Source organism: Streptomyces sp. CLV115, assembly GCF_038448545.1.
GTDB lineage: Bacteria > Actinomycetota > Actinomycetes > Streptomycetales > Streptomycetaceae > Streptomyces > Streptomyces sanglieri.
The window spans coordinates 1-26,635 of the sequence record NZ_JBCEWQ010000036.1 but is presented as its reverse complement, the minus strand read 5'-3'; the positions used below and the strand labels follow the sequence as shown (position 1 = coordinate 26,635).

25 protein-coding genes are annotated in these 26,635 nt (G+C 70.7%); 13 read left to right on the top strand and 12 right to left on the bottom strand.

Features of this window, described 5'->3' with window-relative positions; all coding sequences use genetic code 11:
- Positions 1-70 precede the first annotated feature (70 nt).
- Positions 71-3,016 (top strand): AfsR/SARP family transcriptional regulator, encoded by a 2,946-nt coding sequence (locus AADR41_RS15380; protein WP_342281947.1) that lies wholly within the window; start codon positions 71-73, stop codon positions 3,014-3,016.
- A gap of 21 nt (positions 3,017-3,037) precedes the next feature.
- Here AADR41_RS15380 and AADR41_RS15375 read toward each other — a convergent pair whose 3' ends face one another.
- Positions 3,038-4,864 (bottom strand): NHL domain-containing thioredoxin family protein, encoded by a 1,827-nt coding sequence (locus tag AADR41_RS15375; RefSeq protein ID WP_342281946.1) that lies wholly within the window; start codon positions 4,862-4,864, stop codon positions 3,038-3,040.
- 64 nt (positions 4,865-4,928) lie between these two features.
- Between AADR41_RS15375 and AADR41_RS15370 the strand changes: the two genes are divergently transcribed.
- Entirely contained in the window at positions 4,929-5,420 is a 492-nt protein-coding gene (locus AADR41_RS15370; protein WP_342281945.1) for an LURP-one-related/scramblase family protein, read from the top strand.
- Positions 5,421-5,463: 43 nt separating this feature from the next.
- On the opposite strand, the gene AADR41_RS15365 is transcribed toward AADR41_RS15370, so the two are convergent.
- Positions 5,464-6,255 carry a carbon-nitrogen family hydrolase gene (locus tag AADR41_RS15365; RefSeq protein ID WP_342281944.1) on the bottom strand — a complete coding sequence of 264 codons (792 nt, stop codon included), beginning with the start codon at positions 6,253-6,255 and terminating at the stop codon, positions 5,464-5,466.
- Positions 6,256-6,446: 191 nt separating this feature from the next.
- Between AADR41_RS15365 and AADR41_RS15360 the strand changes: the two genes are divergently transcribed.
- Entirely contained in the window at positions 6,447-7,271 is an 825-nt protein-coding gene (locus AADR41_RS15360; RefSeq protein WP_342281943.1) for a maleylpyruvate isomerase family mycothiol-dependent enzyme, read from the top strand.
- 113 nt (positions 7,272-7,384) lie between these two features.
- Here AADR41_RS15360 and AADR41_RS15355 read toward each other — a convergent pair whose 3' ends face one another.
- Together AADR41_RS15355 and AADR41_RS15350 are read right to left on the bottom strand one after the other, a co-directional pair.
- Positions 7,385-8,695 (bottom strand): MFS transporter, encoded by a 1,311-nt coding sequence (locus AADR41_RS15355; protein WP_124719799.1) that lies wholly within the window; start codon positions 8,693-8,695, stop codon positions 7,385-7,387.
- Positions 8,692-9,411 carry a GntR family transcriptional regulator gene (locus tag AADR41_RS15350; protein ID WP_342281942.1) on the bottom strand — a complete coding sequence of 240 codons (720 nt, stop codon included), beginning with the start codon at positions 9,409-9,411 and terminating at the stop codon, positions 8,692-8,694. The genes AADR41_RS15355 and AADR41_RS15350 overlap by 4 nt, the downstream gene beginning before the upstream one ends.
- 211 nt (positions 9,412-9,622) lie before the next feature.
- On the opposite strand from AADR41_RS15350, the gene AADR41_RS15345 reads away from it, so the two are divergent.
- Positions 9,623-10,522, top strand: a complete 900-nt coding sequence (locus tag AADR41_RS15345; RefSeq protein WP_342281941.1) for a D-alanyl-D-alanine carboxypeptidase family protein — start codon at positions 9,623-9,625, stop codon at positions 10,520-10,522.
- Positions 10,523-10,577: 55 nt separating this feature from the next.
- Here the strand turns inward: AADR41_RS15345 and AADR41_RS15340 are convergent, their stop codons facing one another.
- Together AADR41_RS15340 and AADR41_RS15335 are read right to left on the bottom strand one after the other, a co-directional pair.
- Positions 10,578-11,180: a hypothetical protein gene (locus AADR41_RS15340; RefSeq protein ID WP_342281940.1), complete on the bottom strand. Its 603-nt coding sequence runs from the start codon at positions 11,178-11,180 to the stop codon at positions 10,578-10,580.
- A 49-nt stretch (positions 11,181-11,229) separates the two neighbouring features.
- Positions 11,230-11,664 carry a VOC family protein gene (locus tag AADR41_RS15335; RefSeq protein WP_342281939.1) on the bottom strand — a complete coding sequence of 145 codons (435 nt, stop codon included), beginning with the start codon at positions 11,662-11,664 and terminating at the stop codon, positions 11,230-11,232.
- Between the two features lie 206 nt (positions 11,665-11,870).
- Here AADR41_RS15335 and AADR41_RS15330 point away from each other — a divergent pair, with 206 nt between their 5' ends.
- From AADR41_RS15330 to AADR41_RS15315, 4 genes are all read left to right on the top strand, one after another.
- Entirely contained in the window at positions 11,871-12,035 is a 165-nt protein-coding gene (locus AADR41_RS15330; RefSeq protein ID WP_342281938.1) for a hypothetical protein, read from the top strand.
- A gap of 119 nt (positions 12,036-12,154) precedes the next feature.
- A complete protein-coding gene (locus tag AADR41_RS15325) occupies positions 12,155-12,781 on the top strand; it encodes a LysE family translocator (RefSeq protein WP_342281937.1) in 627 nt (208 codons plus the stop codon).
- 117 nt (positions 12,782-12,898) lie between these two features.
- Positions 12,899-13,480 (top strand): GNAT family N-acetyltransferase, encoded by a 582-nt coding sequence (locus AADR41_RS15320; protein ID WP_342281936.1) that lies wholly within the window; start codon positions 12,899-12,901, stop codon positions 13,478-13,480.
- 115 nt (positions 13,481-13,595) lie between these two features.
- Positions 13,596-13,988: an SgcJ/EcaC family oxidoreductase gene (locus tag AADR41_RS15315; protein ID WP_342281935.1), complete on the top strand. Its 393-nt coding sequence runs from the start codon at positions 13,596-13,598 to the stop codon at positions 13,986-13,988.
- A gap of 79 nt (positions 13,989-14,067) precedes the next feature.
- Here the strand turns inward: AADR41_RS15315 and AADR41_RS15310 are convergent, their stop codons facing one another.
- Together AADR41_RS15310 and AADR41_RS15305 are read right to left on the bottom strand one after the other, a co-directional pair.
- Entirely contained in the window at positions 14,068-14,250 is a 183-nt protein-coding gene (locus tag AADR41_RS15310; protein ID WP_342281934.1) for a DUF397 domain-containing protein, read from the bottom strand.
- Positions 14,247-15,101 carry a helix-turn-helix domain-containing protein gene (locus AADR41_RS15305; RefSeq protein ID WP_342281933.1) on the bottom strand — a complete coding sequence of 285 codons (855 nt, stop codon included), beginning with the start codon at positions 15,099-15,101 and terminating at the stop codon, positions 14,247-14,249. Before AADR41_RS15305 ends, AADR41_RS15310 begins: the two co-directional genes overlap by 4 nt.
- 274 nt (positions 15,102-15,375) lie before the next feature.
- Here AADR41_RS15305 and AADR41_RS15300 point away from each other — a divergent pair, with 274 nt between their 5' ends.
- Positions 15,376-15,885 (top strand): ATP-binding protein, encoded by a 510-nt coding sequence (locus AADR41_RS15300; RefSeq protein WP_342281932.1) that lies wholly within the window; start codon positions 15,376-15,378, stop codon positions 15,883-15,885.
- Here the strand turns inward: AADR41_RS15300 and AADR41_RS15295 are convergent.
- The 3 genes from AADR41_RS15295 to pdhA are packed head-to-tail and all read right to left on the bottom strand — an operon-like array spanning position 15,872 to position 19,459.
- Entirely contained in the window at positions 15,872-17,284 is a 1,413-nt protein-coding gene (locus tag AADR41_RS15295) for a dihydrolipoamide acetyltransferase family protein (protein WP_342281931.1), read from the bottom strand. The two genes, AADR41_RS15300 and AADR41_RS15295, sit on opposite strands and share 14 nt — an antisense overlap.
- Before the next feature lie 10 nt (positions 17,285-17,294).
- Entirely contained in the window at positions 17,295-18,275 is a 981-nt protein-coding gene (locus tag AADR41_RS15290; RefSeq protein WP_342281930.1) for an alpha-ketoacid dehydrogenase subunit beta, read from the bottom strand.
- Between the two features lie 2 nt (positions 18,276-18,277).
- Entirely contained in the window at positions 18,278-19,459 is a 1,182-nt protein-coding gene (pdhA, locus tag AADR41_RS15285) for a pyruvate dehydrogenase (acetyl-transferring) E1 component subunit alpha (RefSeq protein WP_342281929.1), read from the bottom strand.
- Positions 19,460-19,799: 340 nt separating this feature from the next.
- On the opposite strand from pdhA, the gene AADR41_RS15280 reads away from it, so the two are divergent.
- The 3 genes from AADR41_RS15280 to AADR41_RS15270 all read left to right on the top strand — a co-directional run bounded on the left by AADR41_RS15280 (position 19,800) and on the right by AADR41_RS15270 (position 22,222).
- Positions 19,800-20,459 carry a response regulator transcription factor gene (locus AADR41_RS15280; RefSeq protein WP_342281928.1) on the top strand — a complete coding sequence of 220 codons (660 nt, stop codon included), beginning with the start codon at positions 19,800-19,802 and terminating at the stop codon, positions 20,457-20,459.
- A gap of 122 nt (positions 20,460-20,581) precedes the next feature.
- A complete protein-coding gene (locus tag AADR41_RS15275; RefSeq protein ID WP_342281927.1) occupies positions 20,582-21,010 on the top strand; it encodes a pyridoxamine 5'-phosphate oxidase family protein in 429 nt (142 codons plus the stop codon).
- A gap of 219 nt (positions 21,011-21,229) precedes the next feature.
- Complete coding sequence (locus tag AADR41_RS15270; RefSeq protein ID WP_342281973.1) at positions 21,230-22,222, top strand: phosphotransferase; 993 nt, start codon at positions 21,230-21,232, stop codon at positions 22,220-22,222.
- Between the two features lie 31 nt (positions 22,223-22,253).
- Here AADR41_RS15270 and AADR41_RS15265 read toward each other — a convergent pair whose 3' ends face one another.
- A complete protein-coding gene (locus AADR41_RS15265) occupies positions 22,254-23,888 on the bottom strand; it encodes a protein kinase domain-containing protein (RefSeq protein ID WP_342281926.1) in 1,635 nt (544 codons plus the stop codon).
- Between the two features lie 291 nt (positions 23,889-24,179).
- Here AADR41_RS15265 and AADR41_RS15260 point away from each other — a divergent pair, with 291 nt between their 5' ends.
- Positions 24,180-25,826 carry a protein kinase domain-containing protein gene (locus tag AADR41_RS15260; RefSeq protein WP_342281925.1) on the top strand — a complete coding sequence of 549 codons (1,647 nt, stop codon included), beginning with the start codon at positions 24,180-24,182 and terminating at the stop codon, positions 25,824-25,826.
- Positions 25,827-26,635: the final 809 nt, after the last annotated feature.

Genomic DNA, 26,635 nt, shown 5'->3' with positions numbered 1-26,635 from the left:
CGGCACCCCGATATCCTGGGACTTTTCCGTGCCCGGCCCCGGGCGCATCCTGCCCGGAAGGGAAGCCCCCGTGGAGTTCCGGCTGCTCGGCACCGTCTCCGTCGACACGTTCACCGGGCCGCTGCCGCTCGGTCCCGCCAAGCGCCGCAGCCTGCTCGCCGCGCTGCTGCTGTCCGCCAACACCCCCGTCACCATCGCGAGGCTGACGGACTCCCTGTGGGACGACACACCACCGCTGCACGCCCGCAGCGTCATCCAGGGCCATGTGTCCCGGCTGCGCGCCCTGCTGGTGGGCGCGGACGCGGAGGCGTACGGGGTGGAGCTGGTCACGCTCGGCGACGCGTATGTGCTGCGGCTGCCGGAGACCCTGCTGGACTCGCAGCGGTTCGAGGAGCTGCTGATGCTGGCGCGGGGGCAGCGCAGCCCCGCCGACGCGGTGCTGATGCTCAAGGAGGCGCTGTCCCTGTGGCAGGGCCCGGCGCTCAGCGGCGCGTTCGCCGGACGGCCGCTCCAGGCCGCCGCGCACTCGCTGGAGGAGTCGCGGCTGGCGACGGTCGAGCAGCTGGCGCGCGCCTACGCGGAGCTGGGGGAGCACAACCGGGCGGCGGCGGTGCTGCGTGCGGAGGCCGTCGCGCACCCGATGCGGGAGTCGCTGGCGGCGGCGCTGATGACGGCGCTGTACCGGGCGGGGCGCCAGTCGGAGGCGCTGGACTGGTTCCACCGCACGCGCCGGCTGCTCGCCGATGAGCTGGGCATCGACCCGGGACACGAACTCGCCGACGCGTACGCGCTGATCCTGCGCGGCGGCCCCGGGCCGGACGCCGGCCGGAGCGCGCCCGACGGGCACCGGCCCGGCGCACGCGGCCCGGTCCGGGCCGACGGCAGCGGTGACGGCGGCAGCAGCACCGGACCCGTGCCCGCGGCCCCTCCCGCGGCGGACCGGCGCACCGGACCGGACGGCGGGACCGCGGCCGGACCGGGGGAACGGCCGGCCGAGCAGCCCGGCGGCAGGAGCGGCGGTACGGCACGGGGTGCGGCCGACGGTCCCGGCCCCGCGCCGGGCCGCCCGCTTCCCGTGCCGTCGCTCGCGGGTGAGCCGCACCCCACCGATCTGCTGCCCCGCGCACCCCGCGGCTTCCAGGGGCGAACCGCCGAGCTGGCCGCGCTGACCCGGGCCGCGGCGGGCGAGGCACCCGTCTGCCTGGTCACCGGACCGGCCGGGGTGGGCAAGACCGCGCTGGCCCTCCAGTGGGCGCACCGCAATCAGGCCGCCTTCCCGGACGGACGGCTCTTCGCCGATCTGCGCGGGTTCAGCGACACCGGAGAGCCCGCACTCATCGAGGTGCTGCGCGAGTTCCTGCTGTCGCTCGGCGTCGCACCCCGCCGCGTCCCGGAGTCCGTCGCGGCCGCGGCCGCGCTCTTCCGCTCGCTGACCGACCGGCGCCGGCTGCTCGTCGTGCTCGACAACGCCCGCCACTCCGCCATCATCCGGCCGCTGCTGCCGGGCGGCACCGACTGCGTCACGCTGGTCACCAGCCGCCACCGGCTGGAGGGCCTCATCGCCTCGGACGCGGCCCGTCCCGTACCGCTGGACGTGCTCGAACCGCCGGACAGCACGGCCCTGCTGGCCGGTGTGCTCGGTGAGGACCGGGTGCTCGCGGAGCCGGTCGCGGCCCGCCGGCTCGCCGAACTCTGCGGTGGGCTGCCGCTCGCGCTGCGGGTCACCGCGGCCCGGCTGGCCGGGCGGCCGACGTGGACGCTGGCCGGTCTCGCCGACGAGCTGGCCGACGAGCGCAGCCGGCTGACGTTCCTCGACGTGGACGACACCGGTGTCTCGGCCGCCCTGCGGCTGACCGTGCAGCAGCTGCCGCAGGACGCCGTCCACCAGCTGGCCCGGCTGGGACACCACCCCGGCAGCCACTTCGACCCGTACACGGCGGCCGCACTGGCCGGTACCGACCCGGTCGTCGCCACGGCGGCGCTGGAGCGGCTCGCCGCCGCCCATCTCGTCACCGAGACGGGCCCCGGGCGCTGGATATTGCACGACCTGGTGCGCCTCTACGCCCGCGGCATGGACCCCGAGGGCGGACCCGAGGCGCTCATCGGGGTGCTCGACCACTACATCGCCACCGCGCTCGCCGCCGCCGACACGGCCGAGCCCGGCGGCGAGCCCTGCTTCGTCCTGCCGGAGGACTACCACCGCCCCGTCGCCGTACGGGACTTCGTGGACCGGCCGGCGGCCATGCACTGGCTGGCGGCCGAACGCGACGACCTCGCGCTGGCCGCCGTGGCGGCCCGTACCGCCGGGTTCCACGACCGGGCGTGGCGGATCATCCTGCTCCAGTGGCCCCAGGTGGTGTGGCGGGTGCGGGACAGCTGGTCCCCGCTGCTGGAACTGGCGCTGGACTCCGCCCGCGCCCACGACGACGCGTACGCCGAGTCACGGGTGCTCAACCTGCTGGGCTGGGTGCTGACCGAGGAGGGCCGGACCGCCGAGGCCGTCGCCCTGCTGGAGCGCTCGCCGGCACTGGCCCGGCAGGCGGGCGACCGGCTCGGCGAGGCGACCGCGCTGATCAACCTCGCCGTCGTCCAGGCCGAGCAGGGGGAACTCGACACGGCGCTGGAGGACTGCGGGCGCGCCGTCGAACTGGCCCGGGAGGAACAGGACGCGCACACCGAGATGCTGGCGCTCCAGCACCTCGCGCGGATGCAGCTCACCGCGAACCGGCCGCACGAGGCCCTCGAATCCGTCCGGACCGCACTCGACCTGGGGCCCGAGCACGAGGAGATCGCCCGCAGGGTCCTGCTCCTGACCACCAGCGGCGAGGCCCGGCTGTCGCTCGGCGAGGAGGACGAGGGGATCCGGCTGCTGGACCTGGCGGCCGGGGAGGCGGAGAACTCCGGCTACGACGAGGGCGCGGTGCGGGCCCTCCAGGCGCTGCTTCGGGTGACGGCGGAGCCGGAGTACCTCAAGCGGTACGAACAGGCGGTCCGCCGGCTCACCGAGGACGGCTGAGCCCGTCCGGCCCCCGGGCCGTCAGCCCTGCTCGTCCATTCCCGCCAGCACCAGCGGCAGCCGGGACGCCCCGCCGGCGCCCACGCGGACCGGGACGCCCCAGTCCTGCTGGTGGACATGGCAGGCCGGGTACTCGTTCGCCGGGTCGTCGTCGCAGGAAGCCGCCATCGCGGACACATGCAGGACGCCCTCGGTGACGTCGTCGGCCAGGACCAGGTCACGGAACAGGTCCGTCCCCGGCCCGGCGCCCTGCGCCAGCAGCTCCGGCGGGGTCGCGGAGACCAGCAGCCGGGTCGAGGGACCGTACCGGGTGTCCAGCTTCTGCCCGGCGGGCGCCTGGAAGACCACATCGAGCCGGAGCGTGCCCGGGGCGATCTCGGTGGCCGCCCGCTGCGTGCGGTGCGCCCGGTCGGTGACGCGTACGGCCTCCTCGGGCAGGCGCAGCCTGGTCAGCCGGTGCCGGGCGGACTCGACGACGACGAGATCACCGTCGATCAGCACGGCGTCGCTGGGCTCGCGCAGATCCGTGGCCAGGGTGGTGACCTCGCCGTTCGCGGGGTCGTAGCGCCGCAGCGCGTGGTTGTACGTGTCGCAGACGGCGACGGACCCGTCGGGCAGCGCGGTCACCCCGAGCGGGTGCTGGAGCAGGGCCTGTCCGGCGGCGCCGTCGCGGTGCCCGAAGTCGAAGAGCCCGGTGCCCACGGCGGTACGGACGGCGAAGCCGGTGCCGTCGCGCTCGACGTAACGCACGGAGGACGTCTCCGAGTCGGCGACCCAGAGCCGCTCACCGTCCGCGGAAGCGGCCAGCCCGGACGGCTGGGCGAACCAGGCCTCGTCGGCCGGCCCGTCGACCAGGCCCTCGTTGGTCGTGCCGGCGGCGACCCGCACCGTCTCCGTCGCGGGGTCGTACGTCCACAGCTGGTGCACGCCCGCCATGGCGATCCACAGCCGGTCCGCGAACCAGGCGACGTCCCAGGGGGAGGAGAGGTCGACCTCGCGGGCCGGCCCGGACGTCGGCGAGCCCTGCCACCACTGACGGCCGGTGCCGGCCAGCGTGGTCGTCTCCCCGGTCGCGGGGTCGAAGGCGCGGATGGCGTGGTTGACGGTGTCCGCGACCGCGATCCGGCCGTCCGGCAGCGCGGCGAGCCCCTGGGGCTCGGAGAACCGGGCCGCCTCCGGCCCGCCGTCGCCGAACCCCCGCTCGCCCGCGCCGATGTGGCGGCGCACCGTCTCGCCGTCCGGTCCGAGCTCGACCAGCCGGTGGCGGGTGGTGTCGGAGACGAGGAAGCCGCCGTCCGGCAGGAGCAGCGCCTTGCCGGGGAAGCGCAGATGCGTGGCGACCGGTTCGGGCGCGACGTAGGGGCCGTCGCCCCGGCGCAGCGTGCCCTTCGCCGCGTGTTCGGCCTCCAGTTCCTCGACCAGCTTCGCGATGGCGTGCGCATGGCCCTCACCGGCGTGCTGGGCGACGACATAGCCCTCGGGGTCGATCACGACGAGCGTCGGCCAGGCCCGTACGGCGTACTGCTTCCAGGTCGCCAGTTCCGGGTCGTCGAGGACCGGGTGGTGGACCCCGTACCGCTCGACGGCGTCCACGACGGCCTGGTGCTCCGCCTCGTGGACGAACTTCGGCGAGTGCACCCCGATGATCACCAGGGTGTCGCGGTGCTTCTCCTCCAGCTCGCGCAGCTCATCGAGGACATGCAGACAGTTCACACAGCAGAAGGTCCAGAAATCCAGGACCACAATGCGTCCTCGCAGGTCGGCGAGGGTGTACTGCTGGTCGCCTGTATTGAGCCAGCCGCCCTTGCCGACCAGCTCGGGGGCCCTTACGCGCGCACGTGTTGCCATGTGAACAGTCAACATCACCGTGGCGTCCACGCATTCCGCAGGGACCTCGGGGAACCTGTGAGCCATGAGATTCCTGGTGCGTGAACGACTCTTCGCCGTCGGTGACGACTACTGGATCGAGGACGCGGACGGCCGCAAGGTGTTCCTCGTCGACGGCAAGGCCATGCGGGTGCGGGACACCTTCGAGCTGAAGGACGCGCAGGGCCGGATCCTGGTCGAGATCCGGCAGAAGCTGCTCAGCCTGCGCGACACGATGCTCATCGAGCGGGACGGCGAGCAGCTCGCCAGGATCAAGCGCAAACGGCTGTCGCTGCTGCGCAACCACTACCGGGTCACGCTGGTCGACGGCACCGAACTCGATGTCAGCGGCAAGATCCTGGACCGCGAGTTCGCCGTCGACTACGACGGGGAGCTGCTGGCCCAGATCTCGCGGCGCCGGCTGACCGTACGGGACACCTACGGCATCGACGTCGTACGGGAGGACGCCGATGTGGCGCTGCTCATCGCCGTGTCGGTCTGCGTCATCGTGCTCGCGGAGAAGGAGCACGAGGACTGAGCCGTCGGCGCTGTTTCACGTGAAACAGCGGGGCGCGCATGCCCTACGAGGGCGGGTTCAGCCCCAGGCGGCGGTCCTTGAGGGCCGGGAACTGCTCGCGGGTCGCCGCCACCCTCGCCGGGTCGAACTCCACGGCGAGCACCTCCTCGCCCGCGCCCGCCTCCGCGAGCACCTCGCCCCACGGGTCGACGACGATGCTGTGCCCGGACTGCTCGACCCCGGCGTGGGTGCCCGCGGAGGCGACGGCCAGGACGTACGACTGGTTCTCGACCGCGCGGGCCCGGGAGAGCAGCGTCCAGTGGGCACGGCGCCGCTCGGGCCAGCCCGCCGAGACGATCAGCGTCTCGGCGCCCGCGTCGACCAGGCCGCGGAACATCTCCGGGAAGCGCAGGTCGTAGCAGGTGGCGATGCCGAGCGTGGTCTGCGGCAGGGTGACCGTGACCAGCTCCTCACCGGCGCCCATCATGACCGCCTCGCCCTTGTCGAAGCCGAAGCGGTGGATCTTGCGGTACGCGGCGGCCCGCTCGCCCCCGGGCGTGAAGACCAGCGAGGTGTTGTAGAGGGTGCCGTCGGGGGCGCGCTCGACGAAGGAACCCGCGTGCAGCCAGACCCCGGCGTCGGCGGCGGCCTTCGCCATGATGTCGTGGGTGGGCCCCTGGAGCGGTTCGGCCTCGTCCTCGAAGGCGGTGTACGCGAAGGCGCCGACCGGCCAGAGCTCGGGCAGGACCACCAGGTCCGCGCCGCGCTGGGCGGCGATCAGCGAAGCCGCGCGCTGCCTGCGGGCCTTGACGGATTCGTCCGGGTCTACTGCGATCTGGATGAGGGAGGCGCGCACACTACCACCGTCCTGGCATTCGAGCCGTCAACACGGGCCTACGATCGTCACACGAAAGCACTGCCGGGGTGCCTGCTCGCAGCGTAACTTAGCGACCGAACCTCCCACGAAGACCGCCGCCCGCAGACCGCAGCCCGCCGCCCGCGCCCAGCTCTCCAGCCCATGCACCGCAGAACCGCACGAGGGGTCCCGTGACCGTCCATCCCAGCCTCCAGACCTACGCCGATGCCTGGACCCACTCCATCGAGTCGATAGCCGAGCTGGTGAAGCCGCTCGCCGAGGGAGAGTGGAACCGCCGTACGCCGTGCCCCGCCTGGTCGGTGCGTGACATCGTCTCGCACATCATCGGCATGGAGTGCGAGCAGCTCGGCGACCCGCGCCCGATCCACTCCCTGCCCCGCGACCTCTACCACGTACAGAGCGACTTCGCTCGCTACATGGAGATGCAGGTCGATGTGCGGCGGCACCACACCTCGCCGGAGATGACCTCCGAGCTGGAGTACACGATCATCCGCCGGGCACGTCAGCTCCGCAACGAGACCCGTGACCCCGAGACCATGGTCCGCGCGCCGCTCGGCGCCGAGCAGACCCTCGAACTGGCGCTGCGGATGCGCGTCTTCGACGTCTGGGTGCACGAGCAGGATCTGCGCGCGACGCTGGGCCGGCCCGGCAATCTGGACTCCCCCGGCGCGACCGTCGTCCGGGACATCCTGCTGGAGGCGCTGCCGAAGGTGGTCGCCAAGGACGCGGGGGCGCCGCCGAATTCGGCGATCGTGCTCGATGTGCACGGGCCGCTGGAGTTCCTGCGCACCGTCAGGGTCGACGCGGAGGGCCGGGGTTCGGTGGACGGTTCACCGTCGCTCGGGCCCGTGGTGACGCTGGCGGTGGACTGGGAGACGTACTTCCTGCTCGCCTGCGGGCGGGTGCGCGCGGGCGCGGTCGCGGACCGGGTCAAGGTCGAGGGCGACCAGGACCTGGCGACGGCGATCCTGCAGAACTTCGCCGTGACCCCGTGACGCCCGGCTCCGTGACTCCGTGGCTCTTCGGCGCCATGACGTCATGACGCCATGACCGGCGGCGCCCGTCGCAGCTGAGGACGGGCGCGCCGCCGGCCCGGCGCGAGCCGCGGTCACGCGGGTACGTGCACGGCCTCCACCCGGCTGACCACGTGGTGGTCCCGCTCGCGGTGCGTGGCCCGGGAGTGCAGCCGCAGGATCTGTACGACGCCGAGCGCCTCCAGCACGAAGACCGAGGCGAACGCGATCCGGTAGTTGTCGCCGGTCGCGTCCAGCAGCACACCGACGGCGAACAGCGTGGTCATCGAGGCGATGAAGCCGCCCATGTTGACGATGCCCGACGCGGTGCCCTGACGCTCCGGCGGGTTGGCCGGCCGGGCGAAGTCGAAGCCGATCATCGAGGCCGGTCCGCAGGCGCCGAGCACCACGCACAGGACGATCAGCAGCCACATCGGCGCATGGTCGCCGGGGTAGAAGATCGCCGACGCCCAGAGCAGCGCCGTCACCGCGACCGTGCCGAGGGCCAGCGGGGCGCGGGCCGCGTGGTGGCGGGCGATGATCTGCCCGTAGACCAGCCCGAAGGCCATGTTGGAGAGCACCACCAGGGTGAGCAGCTCGCCGGCGGTGGACCGGCTGAGTCCCTGCGCCTCGACGAGGAACGGCAGGCCCCACAGCAACAGGAACACCATGGCCGGGAACTGCGTGGTGAAGTGCACCCACATACCGAGCCGAGTGCCGGGCTCCCGCCAGGAGGCGGCGATCTGCTTGCGCACATAGGCGGCGCCCGCGTGCTCGGCGGGCGGCGGCTCATGGCCCTCGGGGTGGTCCTTCAGGAACAGCAGCAGCAGAACGAGGACGACGACCCCGGCGACGGAGCTGCCGACGAACGTGGTGGTCCAGCCGAACCCGTGCAGGGCCCGTGCGATGAAGAGCGTCGAGACGAGGTTGCCCGCCATCCCGAACAGGGCCGCGACCTGCCCGATCAGCGGTCCGCGCCGGGCCGGGAACCAGCGGGCGCCGAGCCGCAGCACGCTGATGAACGTCATCGCGTCACCGCAGCCGAGCAGCGCCCGGGACGCCAGCGCCATGCCGTACGAGGGGGAGAGCGCGAAGCCGAGCTGTCCGAGGGTGAACAGAACGGCTCCGAGGGTGAGCACCTTCTTGGTGCCGAGCCGGTCGACCATCAGGCCGACGGGTATCTGCATGCCCGCGTAGACCAGCAGCTGAAGGATGGAGAACGTGGAGAGCGCGGAGGCGTTGACGTCGAAACGGTCGGCGGCGTCCAGCCCGGCGACACCCAGGCTGGTGCGGAAGATGATGGCGACGAAGTAGACGGCGACACCGATGCCCCAGACCCACGCGGCACGCCGGCCGCCGGGTGGATCGCCGGGCAGGGACAGGGTGGGAGCGGCGGCAGAACTCACCGGTCCTCACCCCTGACCAGCACCTTGACCCGGCCGACATGGCGCCGTACGACCTGCGCGGCACCGTCCGCGTCCCCGGCCCTGATCGCCTCCAGCAGCTCACCGTGCTCGGTGATGTTGGCGGCGATTCTCCCCGGGTGCGCCTCCATCACGGCGACGCCCATCCGCAACTGCCGGTCGCGCAGCTGGTCGTAGAGGCGCGAGAGGATGTCGTTGCCCGCGTTCCGCACGATCTCGGCGTGGAAGCAGCGGTCCTTCACCGACACCGCCGCCAGGTCCCCGGCCTCGGCCAGCTGCCGCTGCTCCTCCAGGAGTTCTTCGAGCCGGCCGATCAGCTGCGCGGAGGCGGGCACGGCCCTGCGGGCCGCGAACTCCTCGACCAGCAGCCGGGTCTCCACCACATCCGCGATCTCCTGTGCGGAGACGGCGAGGACGAGCGCGCCCTTCTTCGGATACAGCTTGATCAGCCCCTCGACCTCCAGCCGCAGCAGCGCCTCGCGCACGGGGGTGCGGGAGACGCCGACGGCCTCCGCGAGATCGCCTTCGGTCAGGAGCGTGCCGCCCTCGTAACGGCGGCCCAGTACCGCCTCCTTGATATGGGCGTACACGCGCTCGGCGGCGGGCGGCTGCTTGGCGGGGGACTTCGCGGCGGACTTCGCCGACGGCTTGGCGGACGACTTCGCGACAGGCTTCACGGCTGGGGGTGCGGCAGGCATGCACACAGCATAGATACAAGATGCGTACATGCCGAAACCGGTCCGGCATCCGGACGGGCACCACCGGCACCACCCCGCACTCCTGGCCGGAATCACCCGTAGCCCCGAAATTGCCCCAGGAATCGGTACATCCATCCCCTGCCCTCATGAGTCTCACCACCGAGCGGCACCTTCATGTGGCCGCATTCCAGGGGCATTTGGAGCATTCAAGTTGAAAATCGGCATTAAGGGCATAAGCCGCGCCACCGCCACTGCCACCGTGGCCCTGACGGCAGGTGCCGTCATCGCGGGCAGCGCGTTCGCCTCCACCGCGCAGGCCGCCACGCTGCCCAACCCCAAGATCACCGCCGCCGGCGGATACGTGATGAACAACGGCACCGCGAAGTCCCTGTTCGCCAAGACCGCGGACACCCGTCGTTCCACCGGCTCCACCACCAAGATCATGACGGCGAAGGTGGTGCTGTCGCAGAAGAACCTGAACCTGGATTCCAAGGTCACGATCCAGAAGGCGTACAGCGACTACATCGTCTCCAAGGGCGCCTCGTCGGCCCGCCTCATCGTGGGCGACAAGGTCACGGTCCGCCAGCTGCTGTACGGCCTGATGCTGCCGTCCGGCTGCGACGCCGCCTACGCCCTGGCCGACAAGTTCGGCTCCGGCTCCACCCGCGCGGCCCGCGTGAAGTCGTTCATCGGCAAGATGAACGCCCAGGCCAAGTCCCTCGGGCTGAAGAACACCCACTTCGACTCGTTCGACGGCATAGGGAACGGCTCCAACTACTCGACGCCGCGCGACCTGACGAAGCTCGCCAGCAGCGCGATGAAGAGCTCCACCTTCCGCTCGGTCGTCAAGACCAAGTCGACCAAGCAGAAGGTCACCACGAAGTCCGGCGGCTACCGCTACATGTCGTGGTCCAACACCAACACCATGCTCAGCAGTTACAGCGGCGCCATCGGCATCAAGACCGGCTCCGGCCCGTCGGCCAAGTACTGCCTGGTCTTCGCCGCGACCCGCGGCAGCAAGACCGTCATCGGTACGGTGCTCGCCTCCACGTCGGCGGCCAACCGCAGCGCGGACATGAAGAAGATCATGGACTACTCCTTCAAGAAGTAGTCCCGGTCCCGGCACACACACGGAGGGGCCCCGCGCCGAGCGGGGCCCCTCTCGGCTACCGCGTCGCTCCTTCGGCCGGCCGCAGCCGTTGGGTGCCGCCCCGGGTCAGCGGCATCCCGGTACCGGCCACGAGGTCGTACGCCGCAGGGCCGATCCTCATGCCGGAAACCCGCCCACCGTGCGCGGTCTCGACATGGGCCGGACGGGTCGCCGACCGGAGGGCCCGCCAGGCCAGCCGCGTCTGATCGGTCAGCAGCCGATGCCGCTCCGGCCCGACCTCCGGTTCGTCCCAGCGCACCGCGAGGCGGCCTGCTTCGAGGGCTTCGCCCGCATCGTCCCGGAACCGGCGCGAGCACAGGAACTGCAGCACGGCGGAGCGCGAAAGACCGGAACGGGAGACAGCTCCCCCGACCACCAGGACGTCCTCGGGCGCCCCGGCCCCCTCCGGCAGCAGCAGGAACGCCTGGCGGCCACCGCAGTCCAGGGCCTCGACGAGCGAGGGATGCAGGTGCACCTCGTGAAGACCCTTCGGTCCCGGCTGGCTGCACAGCCAGCCGGACCGGGGCAGGGCCTCACCGATGCGCTGCCCGACGTCCCGCTCGTCCTCGGGCAGCAGCCACACATGGGTCGTCTTCGTACGAGAGCCAGCAAATGCCACGGGCGCAGCATGGCAGAGGCCACTGACAGGCCCGCCGTCCGGCGGATGCTCAGTCGAGACAGAACTCGTTGCCCTCGATGTCCTGCATGTTGATGCACGACTCGTTGTCCTCGTCGGCGTACAGCACGTTCGTGCACACCGCGCCGAGCGCCACCAGCCGATCGCGTTCGGCCTCAAGCACGGCCAGCCGCTCCGCGCCCACGAGCCCGGTGCCGGCCCGCACGTCGACGTGCACCCTGTTCTTGGCGACCTTCCCTTCGGGAACGCGCTGGAAGTACATGCGCGGGCCCTCACCCGTGGGGTCGGAGCACGCGAACCACGCCCCCCGCTCCTCGGCCGGCAGCGATTCGTTGTAGGCGTCCCAGGAGTCGAACCCCTCCGGCGGCGGAGGCGCGACGTACCCCAGCACCTCGCACCAGAAACGAGCGACGCGCTCGGGGTCCGCACAGTCGAAAGTGATCTGGATCTTCCTCACCGATGCCATTCGGCCACCCTAACAGCGGCCGACAGCGGCCCTCAGCCCAATAACCACCGCTGGACATCCAGGCGTTGGCCGGAAATCGGACACCGCCACCTCTGCCGCCCGCACCGGGAGTTGACGGCATTCGTACGATGGGGTGGAAACGCATCAACGCCCGCCCCGGACTCCGATCCGGGCGGGCCGAGCGGGGGAAGAAAGGTGCGTGCCCGGTGTCCGTCGGGCTCCTCTCCACGATCGCCGCCGTGTTCTACGGAGGCACGGTCTCCGTCCTCGCCCTCACCGCGACCTTCGCCCGCCGCCGCGCCCTGCGGCTCGAAGCGCGCAGCACCCTCGCCCTGCTGGTACCGGGGAGGTCGCAGGAGCCGCAGCGCTGAGGGCCGTCCCGTGAACGATCTTCAAGTCGGTGCAGGTGCGGGTTGTCCCGGTCGGGCTTGCCTCGACCCGGTCGGGGCAACTGCCGGTTCGGCGCCCGCCTGGTGCGTAGGCTCGTTGCGTGCAGTGGCATCCGGTACTCGGCTTCGTGGCTGCGGTCACACCCCTGACATTGATTCCCGGTACGAGTTTCACGCTGGTCACGCAGCACGTGATCGCGGGCTCGCGGTCCGACGGCGTACGCGCCGCCCTGGGCTCGGCATGCGGGCTCCTGGTCCACGCGGCCTTCGCCGCGGTGGGCCTGTCCGCCCTGGTCATGTCGTCGGCTCGCGCGCTCACCGTGGTGAAGCTCGTGGGCGGCATCTATCTCATCTGGTTGGGCGTGGCCACGTGGCGTTCAGCGCGTCGAGGCGTCGAGCCGACGGCCCGCAGGCGATGGCGCCTGCCATGGGCTCAACTCGGGTGTTTCGGCCAGGGGGTGTGGTCCAACGTCCTCAATCCGAAAGCAGCGTCGGTCTACCTCACCCTGGTCCCGCAGTTCCTGACCTCCAGCCGCTCCATCGCGCCGCAGATCGCCACACTTGCGGTCGCGCACATAGTGGTCGTGCTGGTGTGGCTGCTCTGCTGGGCTTCGGTGGTCGCCGTCGCGCGCACGGCAATCGACACACCTCGGTTCCGGCGTGGGACGAGTCGTCTGGCGGGAGCCGTGCTGGTCGCCTTTGGGGTTCGGACAGCGACGGCGGGCTGAGCCTGCACGTTCCGGCCGAGATGTGGACCTACCGGCGGAGCGTCCCCTGACACTGCTGACCCGCACGTCTGGACGATTACCCGCGGGCACGGGGCCGGGCTTGCCATGATGTCGACCATGCCCTCCCTGGTCACTCCAGTCATGTCCCCCGGCGTCCTCAACTCCTCTGCCCAGCCGGCGCTGCCGATCGACGACGACTTGCTGCTGCGGCCGTGGCTGCCCTCCGACGCAGCCGCCGTCACCCGGGCTTTCCAGGACCAGGCGATCCAACGCTGGCACCTGCGCAAGGCGGACTCCGAAGACGAGGCCCAGGAGTGGATCAAACAGTGGCGACGTGGCTGGGAGACGGAGACCGCCTGCCACTGGGCCGCGGTCGATGCCGACGACAACACGCTTCTCGGGCGGGTCTCCCTCCAGTCCCTCATCATGGCCGGAGGCCAGGCAGAGATCTCCTACTGGACGACCCCGGAGGCCCGTGGCAAGGGTGTCTGCTCCCGGGCAGTCGCCCAAGTGGCGAACTGGGCACTGGAGAAAGCCGGCTTCAACCGACTCGAACTCGGCCACTCAACGGTGAACGTCGCATCCTGCCGCATCGCGGAGAAGACCGGCTTCGCCCTGGAAGGCGTACGCCACCAGGCGCTGCTCCACGCCGACGGCTGGCACGACATGCATCTGCACTCCCGAGTCCGCAAAGCCTGACCGGGCGTCTGGTCCCGCCAGTGGCGACCACCGTCCGGACACATCGAAGAGCATGACAGGCAGGTCTTGGCCGGACCTTGACCTCAAGTCCGCTTGAGATCACAGAGTGATCTGCATGAACACCGAACCCGCAGACATCGAAGCCATCGAACGGGTCGTCGCCACCGTCGAGCGCGCTCAGCGCGCCAAGGACGTCGAGGGCTTCCTCGCGCTCTTCCACCCCGACGCCATCTGGACGACCGGCCACGGCAAGGTCCTGATCGGCTTCGACGCGATCGCCGAATTCACCCGTACCGTGCTGCCCGCGGCCAGTTGGGAGGGCGAGGTCACCTACGAGGCAGTGCACACGCAATTCCTGCGGCCCGACGTGGCGGCCGTCAAGGTCCGGCAGGTCTACCGGTCGCCGGAGGGCGAAACGGAAGGCGCTCCGCTCTATGTCATGACCAAGCAGGATGACGGAAGGTGGCTGCTGCACGCCTGCCAGAACACGCCGGTGTGGGCCGAATAGACATCCCGAAGTCATGGACGGCGGCGGCGCGGAGGATATCGCAGGCAACCTCCTCGCCCTCGCCGTTCCACCGCCGCGCCTACGGTTGCCGGCGCAGGCCCGTCGCGAAGGCGTCCCAGGCGGCGGGGCCGAGGACGACGACGGGGCCGTCGGGACGCGTGGAGTCGCGGACGGCGACGGTGTGGGGAACGTTGCAAGCCACTTCGACGCACTCGCCGTTCGGCTCGCTGTAACTGGACTTCCTGAAAAGGAACTCGGTCACTCGTTCATCCCCTTGGCAATGCTCTCTATGACCCGCAGCGAGTCGTACGGTGACAGGCTCGTGGCGCAGGTGCGCGCGAACAACTCAGTGTAGGCGGCGCTCTCTTCGGCCCCTTCGACCCAGTTGGTGGAGCGCAGTCCGTCCATGTGCACCACGTCCAGAGCACCGGACTCGACGAACGAAAGGATGTTGAAGGGCCCTCCACCGCACAAGTGCACCCCTGCCCTGAACGGAAGCACCTGCACGTCGATATTGGGCATCCCAGCCAGTGAGCACAGGTGCTCGAGTTGTTGCCGCATGACCTGCGGGCCGCCGATCATCTGTCGCAGTGCCGCCTCCCAGATCACCGCATGCACTCGCAGCGGGTTATCGCCATGCAGGCGCCGCTGGCGGCGCACTCGCACGTCGACCAGGCGCTCGACCTCGTCGATCCGATCGGGCGAGACGGCCGCGACCGAGAGGGCCCTCATGTACTCGGGCGTCTGGAACAAGCCTGGAATCAGAGCGAGCTGCCACGTACGCAGCCTGAGAGCCGCATCCTCCATGGCGATGTACTCGCGCAGGCTCCCTTGCGTCAGCGAAGTGACCCACCAGCCCTTTGCCCTCCGTCGTTCCCGGTCCAGTTTTGCCAGCCGAAGCAGAGCGTCCACCACATCCGGACTGTCCACTCCGTACGCCGCGCACAGCGCCACGACGTCCGGATCCCGGAACGGAACCCAGCCACGCTCCATCTTGGCGACCTTGGCAGCCTGAGAACTGAGGGCCGCCGCGGCCTGCGTCTGGTTCAGCCCGGCAGCTTCCCTGAAGCTCAGAAGCTGACCGCCCAACTGTCGTGCAAGGACCGTGGACACACGGTTCCCCCTGTCCACTGGCGACTTCGGCACAGCCCAACACCTCCTGTTGTCGGGGACAGTCTCCAACCGGCGACTGGCACCTCACAATCACTCCGATGGGGATATTTATCTCCGAGAGATTGTGTGCGGCAACTCAAGTCGCTACTTTCAGTACCGAGCCGCTCACAACGCGGCACCGCCCCGGCGGAAGTGCACCGCCCTGCCCCGCGCCGGAACCGGCGCCCCGCAGGCTCGGCATCGCCACCGCCCCCTCATCGAGAGGTACGCGACCATGACCTCAGCCCAGGAAAAGCCCCCCGTCCCTGAACCCGTCCTCCGCGAGGACCGGCTCGACTTCACCCCGACCGCTGAGAGCGTCACCTTCTCCCGGCGCCGTACCGCGCGGCTCGTACGGGAGTGGGGGTATCCGGGGCTGGCCGGCGACGCGGCCTTGCTGGTCAGCGAGTTGGCGACCAACGCGTTACTGCACGGCGCCGTCCGGGGGCGGCTCTTCCGCGTCCACCTCACGCTCGGCACGGCCACGCTGCGTATCGCGGTCAGTGACCCGCGCGGTGAACGGCTGCCCGGTCTGCGCGAGGCCGCGGACGACGAGTGCTACGGGCGGGGACTCCTGATCGTCGCGCGGATCGCGGATCGCTGGGGCACCGAGCCGCGCACCGTCGGCAAGACCGTGTTCGCCGAACTCGCCCTGCGGCAGGGGCCGGACATGCCGATGGGCCCGCGCGAACTTCGCGCGGGCCCATCTCGTACAGGTACCGAAGTGCCTGCTACGCCCAGGTGATCAGGCGCTTCGGCTGCTCCAGGATCGCGGCGACGTCCGCCAGCACCTTGGAGCCGAGCTCGCCGTCGACCAGGCGGTGGTCGAACGACAGGGCCAGCGTGGTGACCTGACGGGGCTTCACCTTGCCCTTGTGGACCCACGGCTGGAGCTTGATCGCGCCGACCGCGAGGATCGCGGACTCGCCCGGGTTCAGGATCGGGGTGCCCGTGTCGACGCCGAAGACGCCGACGTTGGTGATGGTCACCGTGCCGCCCGCCATCGCGGCGGGGGAGGTCTTGCCCTCGCGGGCCGTGGAGACCAGCTCGCCGAGGGACGCGGCCAGTTGCGGAAGCGTCTGCTCGTGCGCGTCCTTGATGTTCGGCACGATCAGCCCGCGCGGGGTCGCGGCGGCGATGCCCAGGTTGACGTAGTGCTTCTGGACGATCTCCTGGTTGGCCTCGTCCCAGGCGGCGTTGACCTCCGGGTTCCGCCTGATCGCGACCAGGAGGGCCTTGGCGATGATCAGGAGCGGGTTGACCCGCACCCCCGCCATGTCCTTGTCCTCCTTGAGCTCCGCGACCAGCTTCATCGTGCGCGTCACGTCGACGGTGACGAACTCGGTGACGTGCGGAGCCGTGAACGCGCTGCCCACCATCGCCTGGGCGATGGCCTTGCGTACGCCCTTGACCGGGATGCGGGTCTCGCGGGCGCCCACCGTGGTGACGACGGCCGGAGCCGAGGGCTCGGGAGCGGTCTCGGCCGCCGCCGGAGCGGCGGTCGGCGCCGGGGCCTGTGCCGGTACGGGCGTGGCCGCCGCGTGCACGTCCTCGCGGGTGATGATCCCGCCCTCGCCGGTCGGGACGACCGTCGCCAGGTCGATGCCCAGGTCCTTGGCCAGCTTGCGGACCGGCGGCTTGGCCAGCGGCCGGCTCTCCGGGACCACGGCGCCGTGGCCGTTCATCTCGCCCTGGATCGCCGCGGCGGCAGCCGGTACGGAAGTGGCCGCGCCCTTGCGGGCCCGCCGCTTGGTCGAGCTCTCGGCCACGCCGTATCCGACCAGGACCGGCTGGCGGCCCTTCGGAGCCTCGGGCTCCGGTTCGGGCCGGGCAGCCGGGGCCGCAGCGGGAGCCGGCTCCGGAGCAGAGCCCGGGGCCACGTCCACCGCGATGATCACCTGGCCGACGTCGACCGTCGTGCCCTCGGGGAAGCGCAACTCGTGCACCACCCCGTCGAACGGGATCGGCAGCTCCACGGCCGCCTTCGCCGTCTCGACCTCGCACACGACCTGGCCGTCGGTGACGGTGTCGCCGGGCTGGACGTACCACTTGAGGATCTCGGCCTCGGTCAGTCCCTCGCCCACGTCGGGCATCTTGAACTCACGGAAGCGAGCAGCGTTGGAAGTGTCGGTCATCGTTGTCACGTCCCAGTCCTCAGTACGCCAGCGAGCGGTCGACGGCGTCGAGCACACGGTCGAGACCCGGCAGGTACTCGTCCTCCAGCCGCGCCGGCGGGTACGGGGCGTGGTAGCCGCCGACCCGGAGCACCGGTGCCTCCAGGTGGTAGAAGCAGCGCTCGGTGATCCGGGCGGCGATCTCGGCCCCGGAGCCGTAGAACACCGGCGCCTCGTGGACCACGACGAGCCGGCCGGTCTTCTCGACCGAGCTCTGGATGGCGTCGAAGTCGATCGGGGCCATCGAGCGCAGGTCCAGGACCTCGATCGACTTGCCCTCCTCCTGCGCGGCCGCGGCCGCCTCCAGGCAGACCTTCACCATCGGGCCGTACGCGACGAGCGTGAGGTCGGTGCCGGTACGGGCCACCGAGGCCTTGTGCAGCGGGCCCGGGATGGAGTCGGTCTCGACCTCGCCCTTGTCCCAGTAACGGCGCTTCGGCTCGAAGAAGATGATCGGGTCGTCGCTCTGGACGGCCTGCTGCATCATCCAGTAGGCGTCGCTCGCGTTCGACGGCGAGACCACCTTCAACCCCGCGACGTGCGCGAACAGGGCCTCGGGCGACTCGCTGTGGTGCTCGACCGCGCCGATGCCGCCGCCGTACGGGATACGGATGACGACCGGCAGCTTGATCTTGCCGAGCGCGCGGGCGTGCATCTTGGCGAGCTGGGTGACGATCTGGTCGTACGCGGGGAAGACGAAGCCGTCGAACTGGATCTCCACGACGGGCCGGTAGCCGCGCAGGGCCAGGCCGATCGCGGTGCCGACGATGCCGGACTCGGCGAGCGGGGTGTCGATCACCCGGTCCTCGCCGAAGTCCTTCTGGAGCCCGTCGGTGATCCGGAAGACCCCGCCCAGCTTGCCGACGTCCTCACCCATGATGAGGACCTTGGGGTCGGTGTCGAGCGCCTTGCGGAGCGACTCGTTGAGAGCCTTCGCAATGGACATCTTTTCCATGGCCATGGCTACTTGCCCTCCTCGGCGGTGTCTGCGAACGATGCCTGGTAGGCGGCGAACTGGGCGCGCTCCTCGTCGACGAGGGGGTTCCCGTCCGCGTAGACGTTGTCGAAGATCGCGATCGGGTCGGGGTCGGGCATCGCCCGTACCGCCTCGCGGACCCGCTTGCCGAGGGTCTCGCTCTCCTCGTCCAGCGCGGTGAAGAACGCCTCGTCGGCGGCGCCCTCCTTCTCCAGGTACCTGCGCAGCCGCAGGATCGGGTCCTTGGCCTCCCAGGAGGCCCGCTCCTCGTCCGCCCGGTACTTCGTCGGGTCGTCGGAGGTGGTGTGCGCGCCCATCCGGTAGGTGAACGCCTCGACGAGGGTGGGCCCCTCGCCCCGGCGGGCCCGCTCCAGCGCCGACCTGGTCACGGCCAGGCAGGCGAGTACGTCGTTGCCGTCGACCCGGACACCGGGGAAGCCGAAGCCCTGCGCACGCTGGTAGAGCGGGACGCGGGTCTGCTTCTCGGTCGGCTCGGAGATCGCCCACTGGTTGTTCTGGCAGAAGAAGACGACCGGGGCGTTGTAGACCGCGGAGAAGGTGAAGGACTCGGCGACGTCACCCTGGCTGGAGGCGCCGTCACCGAAGTACGCGATCACGGCCGAGTCCGCGCCGTCCTTGGCGACGCCCATGGCGTAGCCGGTGGCGTGCAGGGTCTGCGAGCCGATGACGATCGTGTACAGGTGGAAGTTGTTGGTGTTCGGGTCCCAGCCGCCGTGGTTCACGCCGCGGAACATTCCGAGCAGGTTGGTCGGGTCGACCCCCCGGCACCAGGCGACGCCGTGCTCGCGGTAGGTCGGGAAGACGTAGTCGTCGTCCCGCAGGGCCCGGCCGGAGCCGATCTGGGCGGCCTCCTGACCGAGCAGCGACGCCCACAGGCCCAGCTCGCCCTGGCGCTGGAGGGCGGTGGCCTCGGCGTCGAAGCGGCGGGTCAGGACCATGTCCCGGTACAGGCCGCGCAGCTCTTCCGCGGTCAGGTCGATCGAATAGTCCGGATGCTCCAGCCGCTCGCCCTCGGGCGTCAGCAGCTGTACGAGCTCGGGCTCGGAAGTCTGTGGCGTCTTCGCGGACGTCTTCGCGGTCGTTTTCACGGCGCTGGTCCGCTTGCTGCTGCGTCGCGGCTTGCGCGCGGCAGTGCTCTCCACGGTCACGTGCGTGCTCCTCCGTCGGTCCGGCCCCCGGGGTCTGCCGGGAAGCCAGTGCGGCTCGCCTGTGTCCGTACCCGTGCACGGGGTGGGTGCCGCTCGGTCCGGGAACAGGCGTGACAGGTGCCCCGGCGAGCGCCCTGCCGAATGCACGTTACCCAGTACGCCGCAGAACTGCGAAACCCTATCTGACCTGCGATTTTGCTTGGATTTCCAAGTAAATCGAAAAAGTCGGGAACTCTCGCTGGTCACAGCACTGGTAACAGCCTCGCAGGCCGCCGGAACAACGGCACGTTATCCCGCCGTTCGGCGGCAGGGAAGAGGTGAGTGTGTGAGACTGCGTTTTGTGAGCGAACAAGGAAAAATCACCGTTTTTCTGTTGGACGACCACGAAGTCGTCCGGCGCGGAGTCCATGAACTGCTCTCTTCCGAGGACGACATCGAGGTCGTCGGCGAGGCCGGCACCGCGGCGGACGCGCTGGTCCGCATCCCCGCGACCCGGCCCGACGTGGCGGTGCTCGACGTGCGGCTGCCGGACGGCAGCGGGGTGGAGGTCTGCCGCGAGGTCCGCTCAGGGGACGAGAACATCAAGTGCCTGATGCTCACCTCGTACGCCGACGACGAGGCGCTCTTCGACGCGATCATGGCGGGTGCGTCGGGATACGTGCTGAAGGCGATCCGGGGCAACGAACTGCTGAGCGCGGTGCGTGACGTGGCGGCCGGGAAGTCGCTGCTGGACCCGGTGGCGACCGCGCGGGTGCTGGAGCGGCTGCGGGACGGCAAGAAGGGCCGGGGCGAGGACAAGCTCGCCGGCCTCACCGACCAGGAGCGCAAGATCCTCGACCTGATCGGCGAGGGCCTGACGAACCGGGTGATCGGCGAACGGCTGCACCTCGCCGAGAAGACGATCAAGAACTACGTCTCCAGCCTGCTCTCCAAGCTGGGCATGGAACGGCGCTCGCAGGCCGCCGCGTACGTGGCCAGGCTCCAGGCGGAGAAGCGCTGAGGAGCACATCACCAAGGGGCTGAGGAGCGCCGGAAAGCCGGTGGTCTTCGGGACTTTGGTCCCGGATCAACCGGGGCCGCAGCCTCTTTCCGCGACCTGCCCGGTGGCGGAGAGTGGAGGTCATGTCCTCCGAGGAACTCCAGGCGCTCGAACTTCTCGGCCGTGTCCGGTACGGCCGGCTGGCGACCAGCATGCGGGCCCTGCCCTTTCTGTCGGTGGCCCGGCACGTCGTGATCGACGGGCATGTGGTCCTGCGGATGCACAGCGGTTTCGGCTATCACAACGCGTGCGACGGCACGGTCGTGGCGTACGGCGCGGACAACTTCGACACCGCCGCCCAGGGGGCCGGCAACGACCTGTGGGCCGTGCAGTTCACCGGCACCGCCGAGATCGTGCGCCCCTCGGCCGACCGACGCGAACTGTTCGGCGCGGGCCCCGCCCGGGTGAACGGGGAGCCCTTCGACCCGGCGTACCTCAGGATCGAGCCGCACTTCGTCTCTGTGCACACTCTGGACTTCAACGCAAGTCAGACGATCGGCCACACAGCGTGATCTAACATCTGGTGAGTGCTGCGCTCATTTGTCACCCTTCCGTCCGCTTCGCCGGCCGGCGGGGTCCGGTTCCCTTCCGTGCCCGTTCCGCCCGTCTCCCCGGTGGACCGGGCGTTGTTCCCCTCCGCACCACCGCCGCCCGTGTCCCCGGTCGACCAGGCCCGCTTCCCGTCCGTGCCACGGCAGCCACCGGTGCCGCCGGTGCCACCCGTGAACGAGGTGCTGCGCCACTACCCGGACGCCGGTGAACCCCTGAGCTGCAAGCCCATCACCAAGGGCCTGCTCAACCACGGCTACCGCGTCTCCACCACCCGCGGCTCGTACTTCCTCAAGCACCACCTCGACGACTCCACCGGCGACCGCGCCACGATCGTCCGCCAGCACCGTGCCACCCAGCGCCTCCAGTCGCTGGGCGTGCCCGTCGCCCCGCCCGTGCAGGACACGGAGGGCGACACGGTCACGGAGATCGGCGGCCGGTGCTACGCCCTGCACCCCTGGGTGGAGGGACTGCACCGGGCGGGCGCCCAGCTCACCACCGCCCAGTCGGAGCGGCTCGGGACGCTGCTCGGGACGGTGCACACCGGGCTGGAACAGGTCATGGGGCCGTGCACCGGACCCGCGCACCCCTCCTGCGGTTACCGGAGCGCCGATCCCGGCGACACCTTCGCGCTCATCGAAGACCTGCTGGCAGCCACCCGCCGGCGCCGCCCCCGGGACTGCTTCGACGAGCTGGCCGAACACCGCCTGCTGGAGCGGCGCACCCTGCTGGAACGTCACGCCGACCGCAGACCCCCCACCCCCGGCGCCCCGGCCACGGGCTGGGTGCACGGCGACTTCCACCCGCTGAACGTCCTGTACCGGGGCACCGACCCGGTCGCGATCCTCGACTGGGACCGGCTGGGGGTCCAGCCGAGGGCGGAGGAGGCGGTACGGGCCGCGGCGATCTTCTTCGTGCTGCCGGCCGGGGGGCTGGAGCTGGAGAAGGTACGGGCGTACGCGCGGGCCTACCGGCTGGCGGCCGGGGCCGGGGCGGCCGAACTGGCCGCCGCGGTGCACCGGGTGTGGTGGGAGCGGCTCAACGACTTCTGGATACTGCGCTGGCGGTACTGCCTGGACGACCGAAGGGCCGACCCGCAGTTCCCTGCGGTGTCGGCCCTGGCGGTCTGGTGGACGCGCGAGTACGAGGCGGTGCGCGAGGCGTTCACGGGCTGAGTGCGCCCGTGAACGGCCGGGTCGGCGCGGGCTAGGGGGTGGTGCCCGCCGTGGCTCCGGCCGCCGCGGACGCGCCGGTGCCGGCGGCGCCGTTGTCGGTGCCGGTCCCGCCGTTGTCCGTGCCCGTGCCGCCGTTGTCCGTACCGGTACCTCCGTCGTCCGTACCGGTACCGCCGTCGTCCGTGCCGGTCCCGCCGTTGTCGGTACCCGTGCCGCCGTTGTCCGTGCCGGTCCCGCCGTTGTCCGTGCCGGTGCCACCGCTGGCCGGGGTGGACGGTACGGTCGGCGGCGGTTCGGACGGCTGGGTCGGGGTGGTCGACGGGGAGTAGGTCCGCGAGGGCGGGGTGTCCTGCTGGTTGCCGGTGGAGTTCCCCGGCACCTCGGTCTCCTGGCTCTCCTCGTCGGTCGGCCCGGACGAGCTCTTCTCCGGGGACGGCGAACTGGAGACCTTGTCGGGCTTCTTCTCGTGCTTCGAGCCGGTGTCGTTCGCGGCGTTGACCGCGATGGCGACACCCGTGCCGATCGCGATCAGCGCGAGCACGATGAACAGCCACAGCTTGCCGCGGCCGCCACCGCCGTTGCTCCCGCCCTCGTAGCCGCCGTCGTCGGGGTTCATCGGCGGCAGGATCGGGCCCTGCGAGGTGTCCCCGTGCGGCGGGTGGCCCATCGCCATCGTGCCCCCGGCCATGCCCATGGCCGGGGTGTGTCCGCCTTCGTGCATCGCGACCGGGCCGGTGTTCCACGTACCCGTGTGGCCGCCCTGCACCTGAAGCATCTGGAGGCTGTACTGGACGAGGCCGCGCATCTCCTCGGCGCTCTGGAACCGGTCGTCCGGGTCCTTCGCGAGGGAACGCATGACCATCCCGTCCAGCTCCGGCGGCACCGCGCCCAGGACCTCGGACGGCGGGACCGGAATGTCCTGGACGTGCTGGTACACGACGGAGAGCGGCGTCTCACCCGTGAACGGGGGCCGCATGGCCAGGAGTTCGTACAGCAGGCAGCCGGTGGCGTAGAGGTCGGAGCGGTGGTCGACGGCCTTGCCGAGCGCCTGCTCCGGGGAGAGGTACTGCGGCGTGCCCATGACCATGCCGGTCTGGGTCATCGTCGACTGCGCGCCGTGCAGCGCACGGGCGATGCCGAAGTCCATCACCTTGACCGCACCGGAGTTGGTGATGATCACGTTGGCCGGCTTGATGTCGCGGTGCACGATGCCGTGCTGGTGCGAGTACGCGAGCGCTTCCAGCACACCCGAGACGATGATCAGGGCCTGCTCGGGCGGCGGCGCCTCGGCACTGATCAGCAGGTCACGGATGGTCCGCCCCTCGACCAGCTCCATCACGATGTAGGGGACGGTCGCCCCGCCCACGACGTCCTCGCCGGAGTCGTACACGGCGACGATCGCGTGGTGGTTGAGCCCGGCGACCGACTGCGCCTCGCGCGTGAACCGGGCCTTGGAGACCGGGTCCTCGGCAAGATCGGAACGCAGGAGCTTCACCGCGACCGTGCGCCCGAGCCTGACGTCCTCCGCCGCGAAGACCTCCGCCATTCCGCCCCGTCCGAGGCGGTGGGTCATCCGGTAACGTCCGTCACCGACAACACCGCCGATGCCCCAGGAGTCGGTGCCATCCGAAACTCCGCCGCCGTTTGCTTCGGAATCGGGTGCCATCAGTCCTCGCCGTCGTATCTGTCCGCGCGTCCGCGGGTTCTCACGGTGTCTAGCTGCATTGCCACATCACGCTACAGCCTCTTCCGGACACACCGTTTCCGAGAGGGACCGGTCATCCAACCGCCCGGCGTGCCGTCCACGCAAATTTCATGCGGGTCCTGTAACGCTTCCGAGACGCTTCTTGTGCGTACGGTCACGGAACGGGCACCCGGCTTGACGTGTCGTACCCCTCGGGCAGACTTGGCGCGTAATGGATGATCGCGTGAGTCGCGCGCCGAGGGGGAGCAAGTCATGAGCCAGGACGGCGCACACGGCGCTCAGGGTCGCTATGCGGGCGGTTCGGTCGCCGGCGGGCGCTACCAGCTTCGCGACCTGCTCGGTGAAGGCGGGATGGCGTCCGTATACCTGGCGTACGACACCGCACTGGACCGCCAGGTCGCAATCAAGACACTCCACACGGAACTGGGGCGCGAGCAGTCCTTCCGCGAGCGGTTCCGGCGCGAGGCGCAGGCCGTCGCCAAGCTTCAGCACACCAACATCGTCTCGGTCTTCGACACCGGCGAGGACGAGCTCGGCGGCGCGCTGATGCCGTACATCGTCATGGAGTACGTGGAGGGGCAGCCGCTCGGCTCCGTGCTCCATACCGACATCCAGAACCACGGCGCGATGCCGGCCGACCGGGCGCTGAAGGTGACGTCCGACGTGCTGGCCGCGCTGGACACCAGCCACGAGATGGGCCTGGTCCACCGCGACATCAAGCCCGGCAACGTGATGATGACCAAGCGTGGCGTCGTGAAGGTCATGGACTTCGGGATCGCCCGCGCCATGCAGTCGGGCGTCACGTCGATGACGCAGACCGGCATGGTCGTCGGCACCCCGCAGTACCTCTCCCCCGAGCAGGCCCTCGGCCGCGGCGTGGACGCCCGCTCCGACCTGTACTCGGTCGGCATCATGCTCTTCCAGCTGCTGACCGGGCGGATCCCGTTCGACGCGGACTCCCCGCTGGCCATCGCGTACGCGCACGTCCAGGAGGAGCCGGTCGCGCCCTCCACCATCAACCGGTCGATCACCCCGGCGATGGACGCGCTGGTCGCCCGCGCGCTGAAGAAGAACCCGAACGAGCGCTTCCCGAGCGCGGCGGCGATGCAGGACGAGATCGCCCGCGTGCTGGCCGCGAGCGGCTCCACGGGCGCGCCGGTGATCGTCGCGGGCGGCGGCGCCCCGGCGAACAGCGGCTCGGGCGTCGGCTCGGCGGTCTTCCCGCCGGTCGACCAGTCCGGCGGCATGCCCCAGAGCGTCCAGACGCCCTACCAGCCCGGCCCGTACCAGTCCGGCGCCCAGCCGGGCCCGTACGGCGCGCCGACCCCGGCGCCCACCCCCGCCCCGTCGTACGGCTACCCGCAGTCGGCCCAGCAGTACCAGAGCCAGGTCCCGGCCCAGCAGACCCCGCCGCCCTACACGGTCTCCCCGCAGACCCAGCAGCAGACGCACGCCGGCTCGGGCGGGGGCGGCTCCAAGCGGAGCATGCCGGTCGTCGTGGGCTCGATCGTGGTCGCCCTGATCGCGATAGGCGGACTGATCACGGTCCTCTCCCTCAAGGGCTCGGACGACAAGGACGACCCCACGGCCGGCCAGTCCCCCGCCGGCGAGCACAAGGATCCGGAGCGGAACCGGACGATGAAGACCGAGAAGTGCACCGACGCCATGGAGGACAGCGACGACCCGAACAAGGTCGACGCCCCGAACTTCCTGTACAAGGACATCCTCTCCGCGCGAGCGTGCGCGGACGCGGCGGGCTGGACCATCAAGCCGATCAAGGTACCGGGGAACACCTACGCGGAGGACCAGGTCATCGACCAGTTCCCGACCAGCGGTACCGCCGTCCCGAAGGAGGGTGCCCACTTCGAGCTGCGCATCGCCACGGGCGACCCGGCCTGATCCGGGCTCGTACCGGGGACGAAGAGCGAAGGGCGAAGGACGGGCTCGTACGGGGAACAGGTCACGGCTCGTGCGAGGGATGAGCCCTGGCTCGTGCAGTGACCGAAGTGACGGGCTCGTACGAGGGATGAGCTCTGGCTCGCGCGGTGACCGAGGTGACGGGCTCGTACGAGGGATGAGCTCTGGCTCGCGCGGTGACCGAGGTGACGGGCTCGTACGAGGGATGAGCTCTGGCTCGCGCGGTGGTCGAGTGACGGGTCGGCAGGTGTGCGGGCCGGGATTCCGGACCGGCGCGTGCCGGGTGAGGGCCGTACTCCGGGGATCCGGGCACCGAGATGCCGGACATACCGTCACATGTGACCCTGAGCCCATGTCTCCAGGGCTTCTGTCTTCACACCCCACGAGATGCGTTGCCTTCCTGGTACTGACGGCGGGCGCGGCACTGGGGGCCGCTGCGGTCGAGGTACAGGCCGGGCAGCGTGTGCCAGGTGGGACGGTGGGGCAGTTCAGTGCCCCGGTGGCGGCACCCGCGCACACCTCGGGCGGGCCCTCGGCGCGGACTTCCGGCGATCCGGGTGCCGGTCCGCCGGCCGGGAAGTCGGACACGAAGGCGGACGGTAAGTCGGCCGGGAAGGCGGACGGTAAGTCGGCCGGTAAGTCGGCTGCCCCTTCGGTCACGCCCTCGACCGCATCGACGGCCGTTCCCCCGAACGGCGGATCGGCCGCCCCCGCACCTCCGGGGCCTCCGTTGCCGTCCGCCCCGGCCTCCGGTTCCCCTGCCGACCCCGACCCCGACCCCGGCTCAGGCT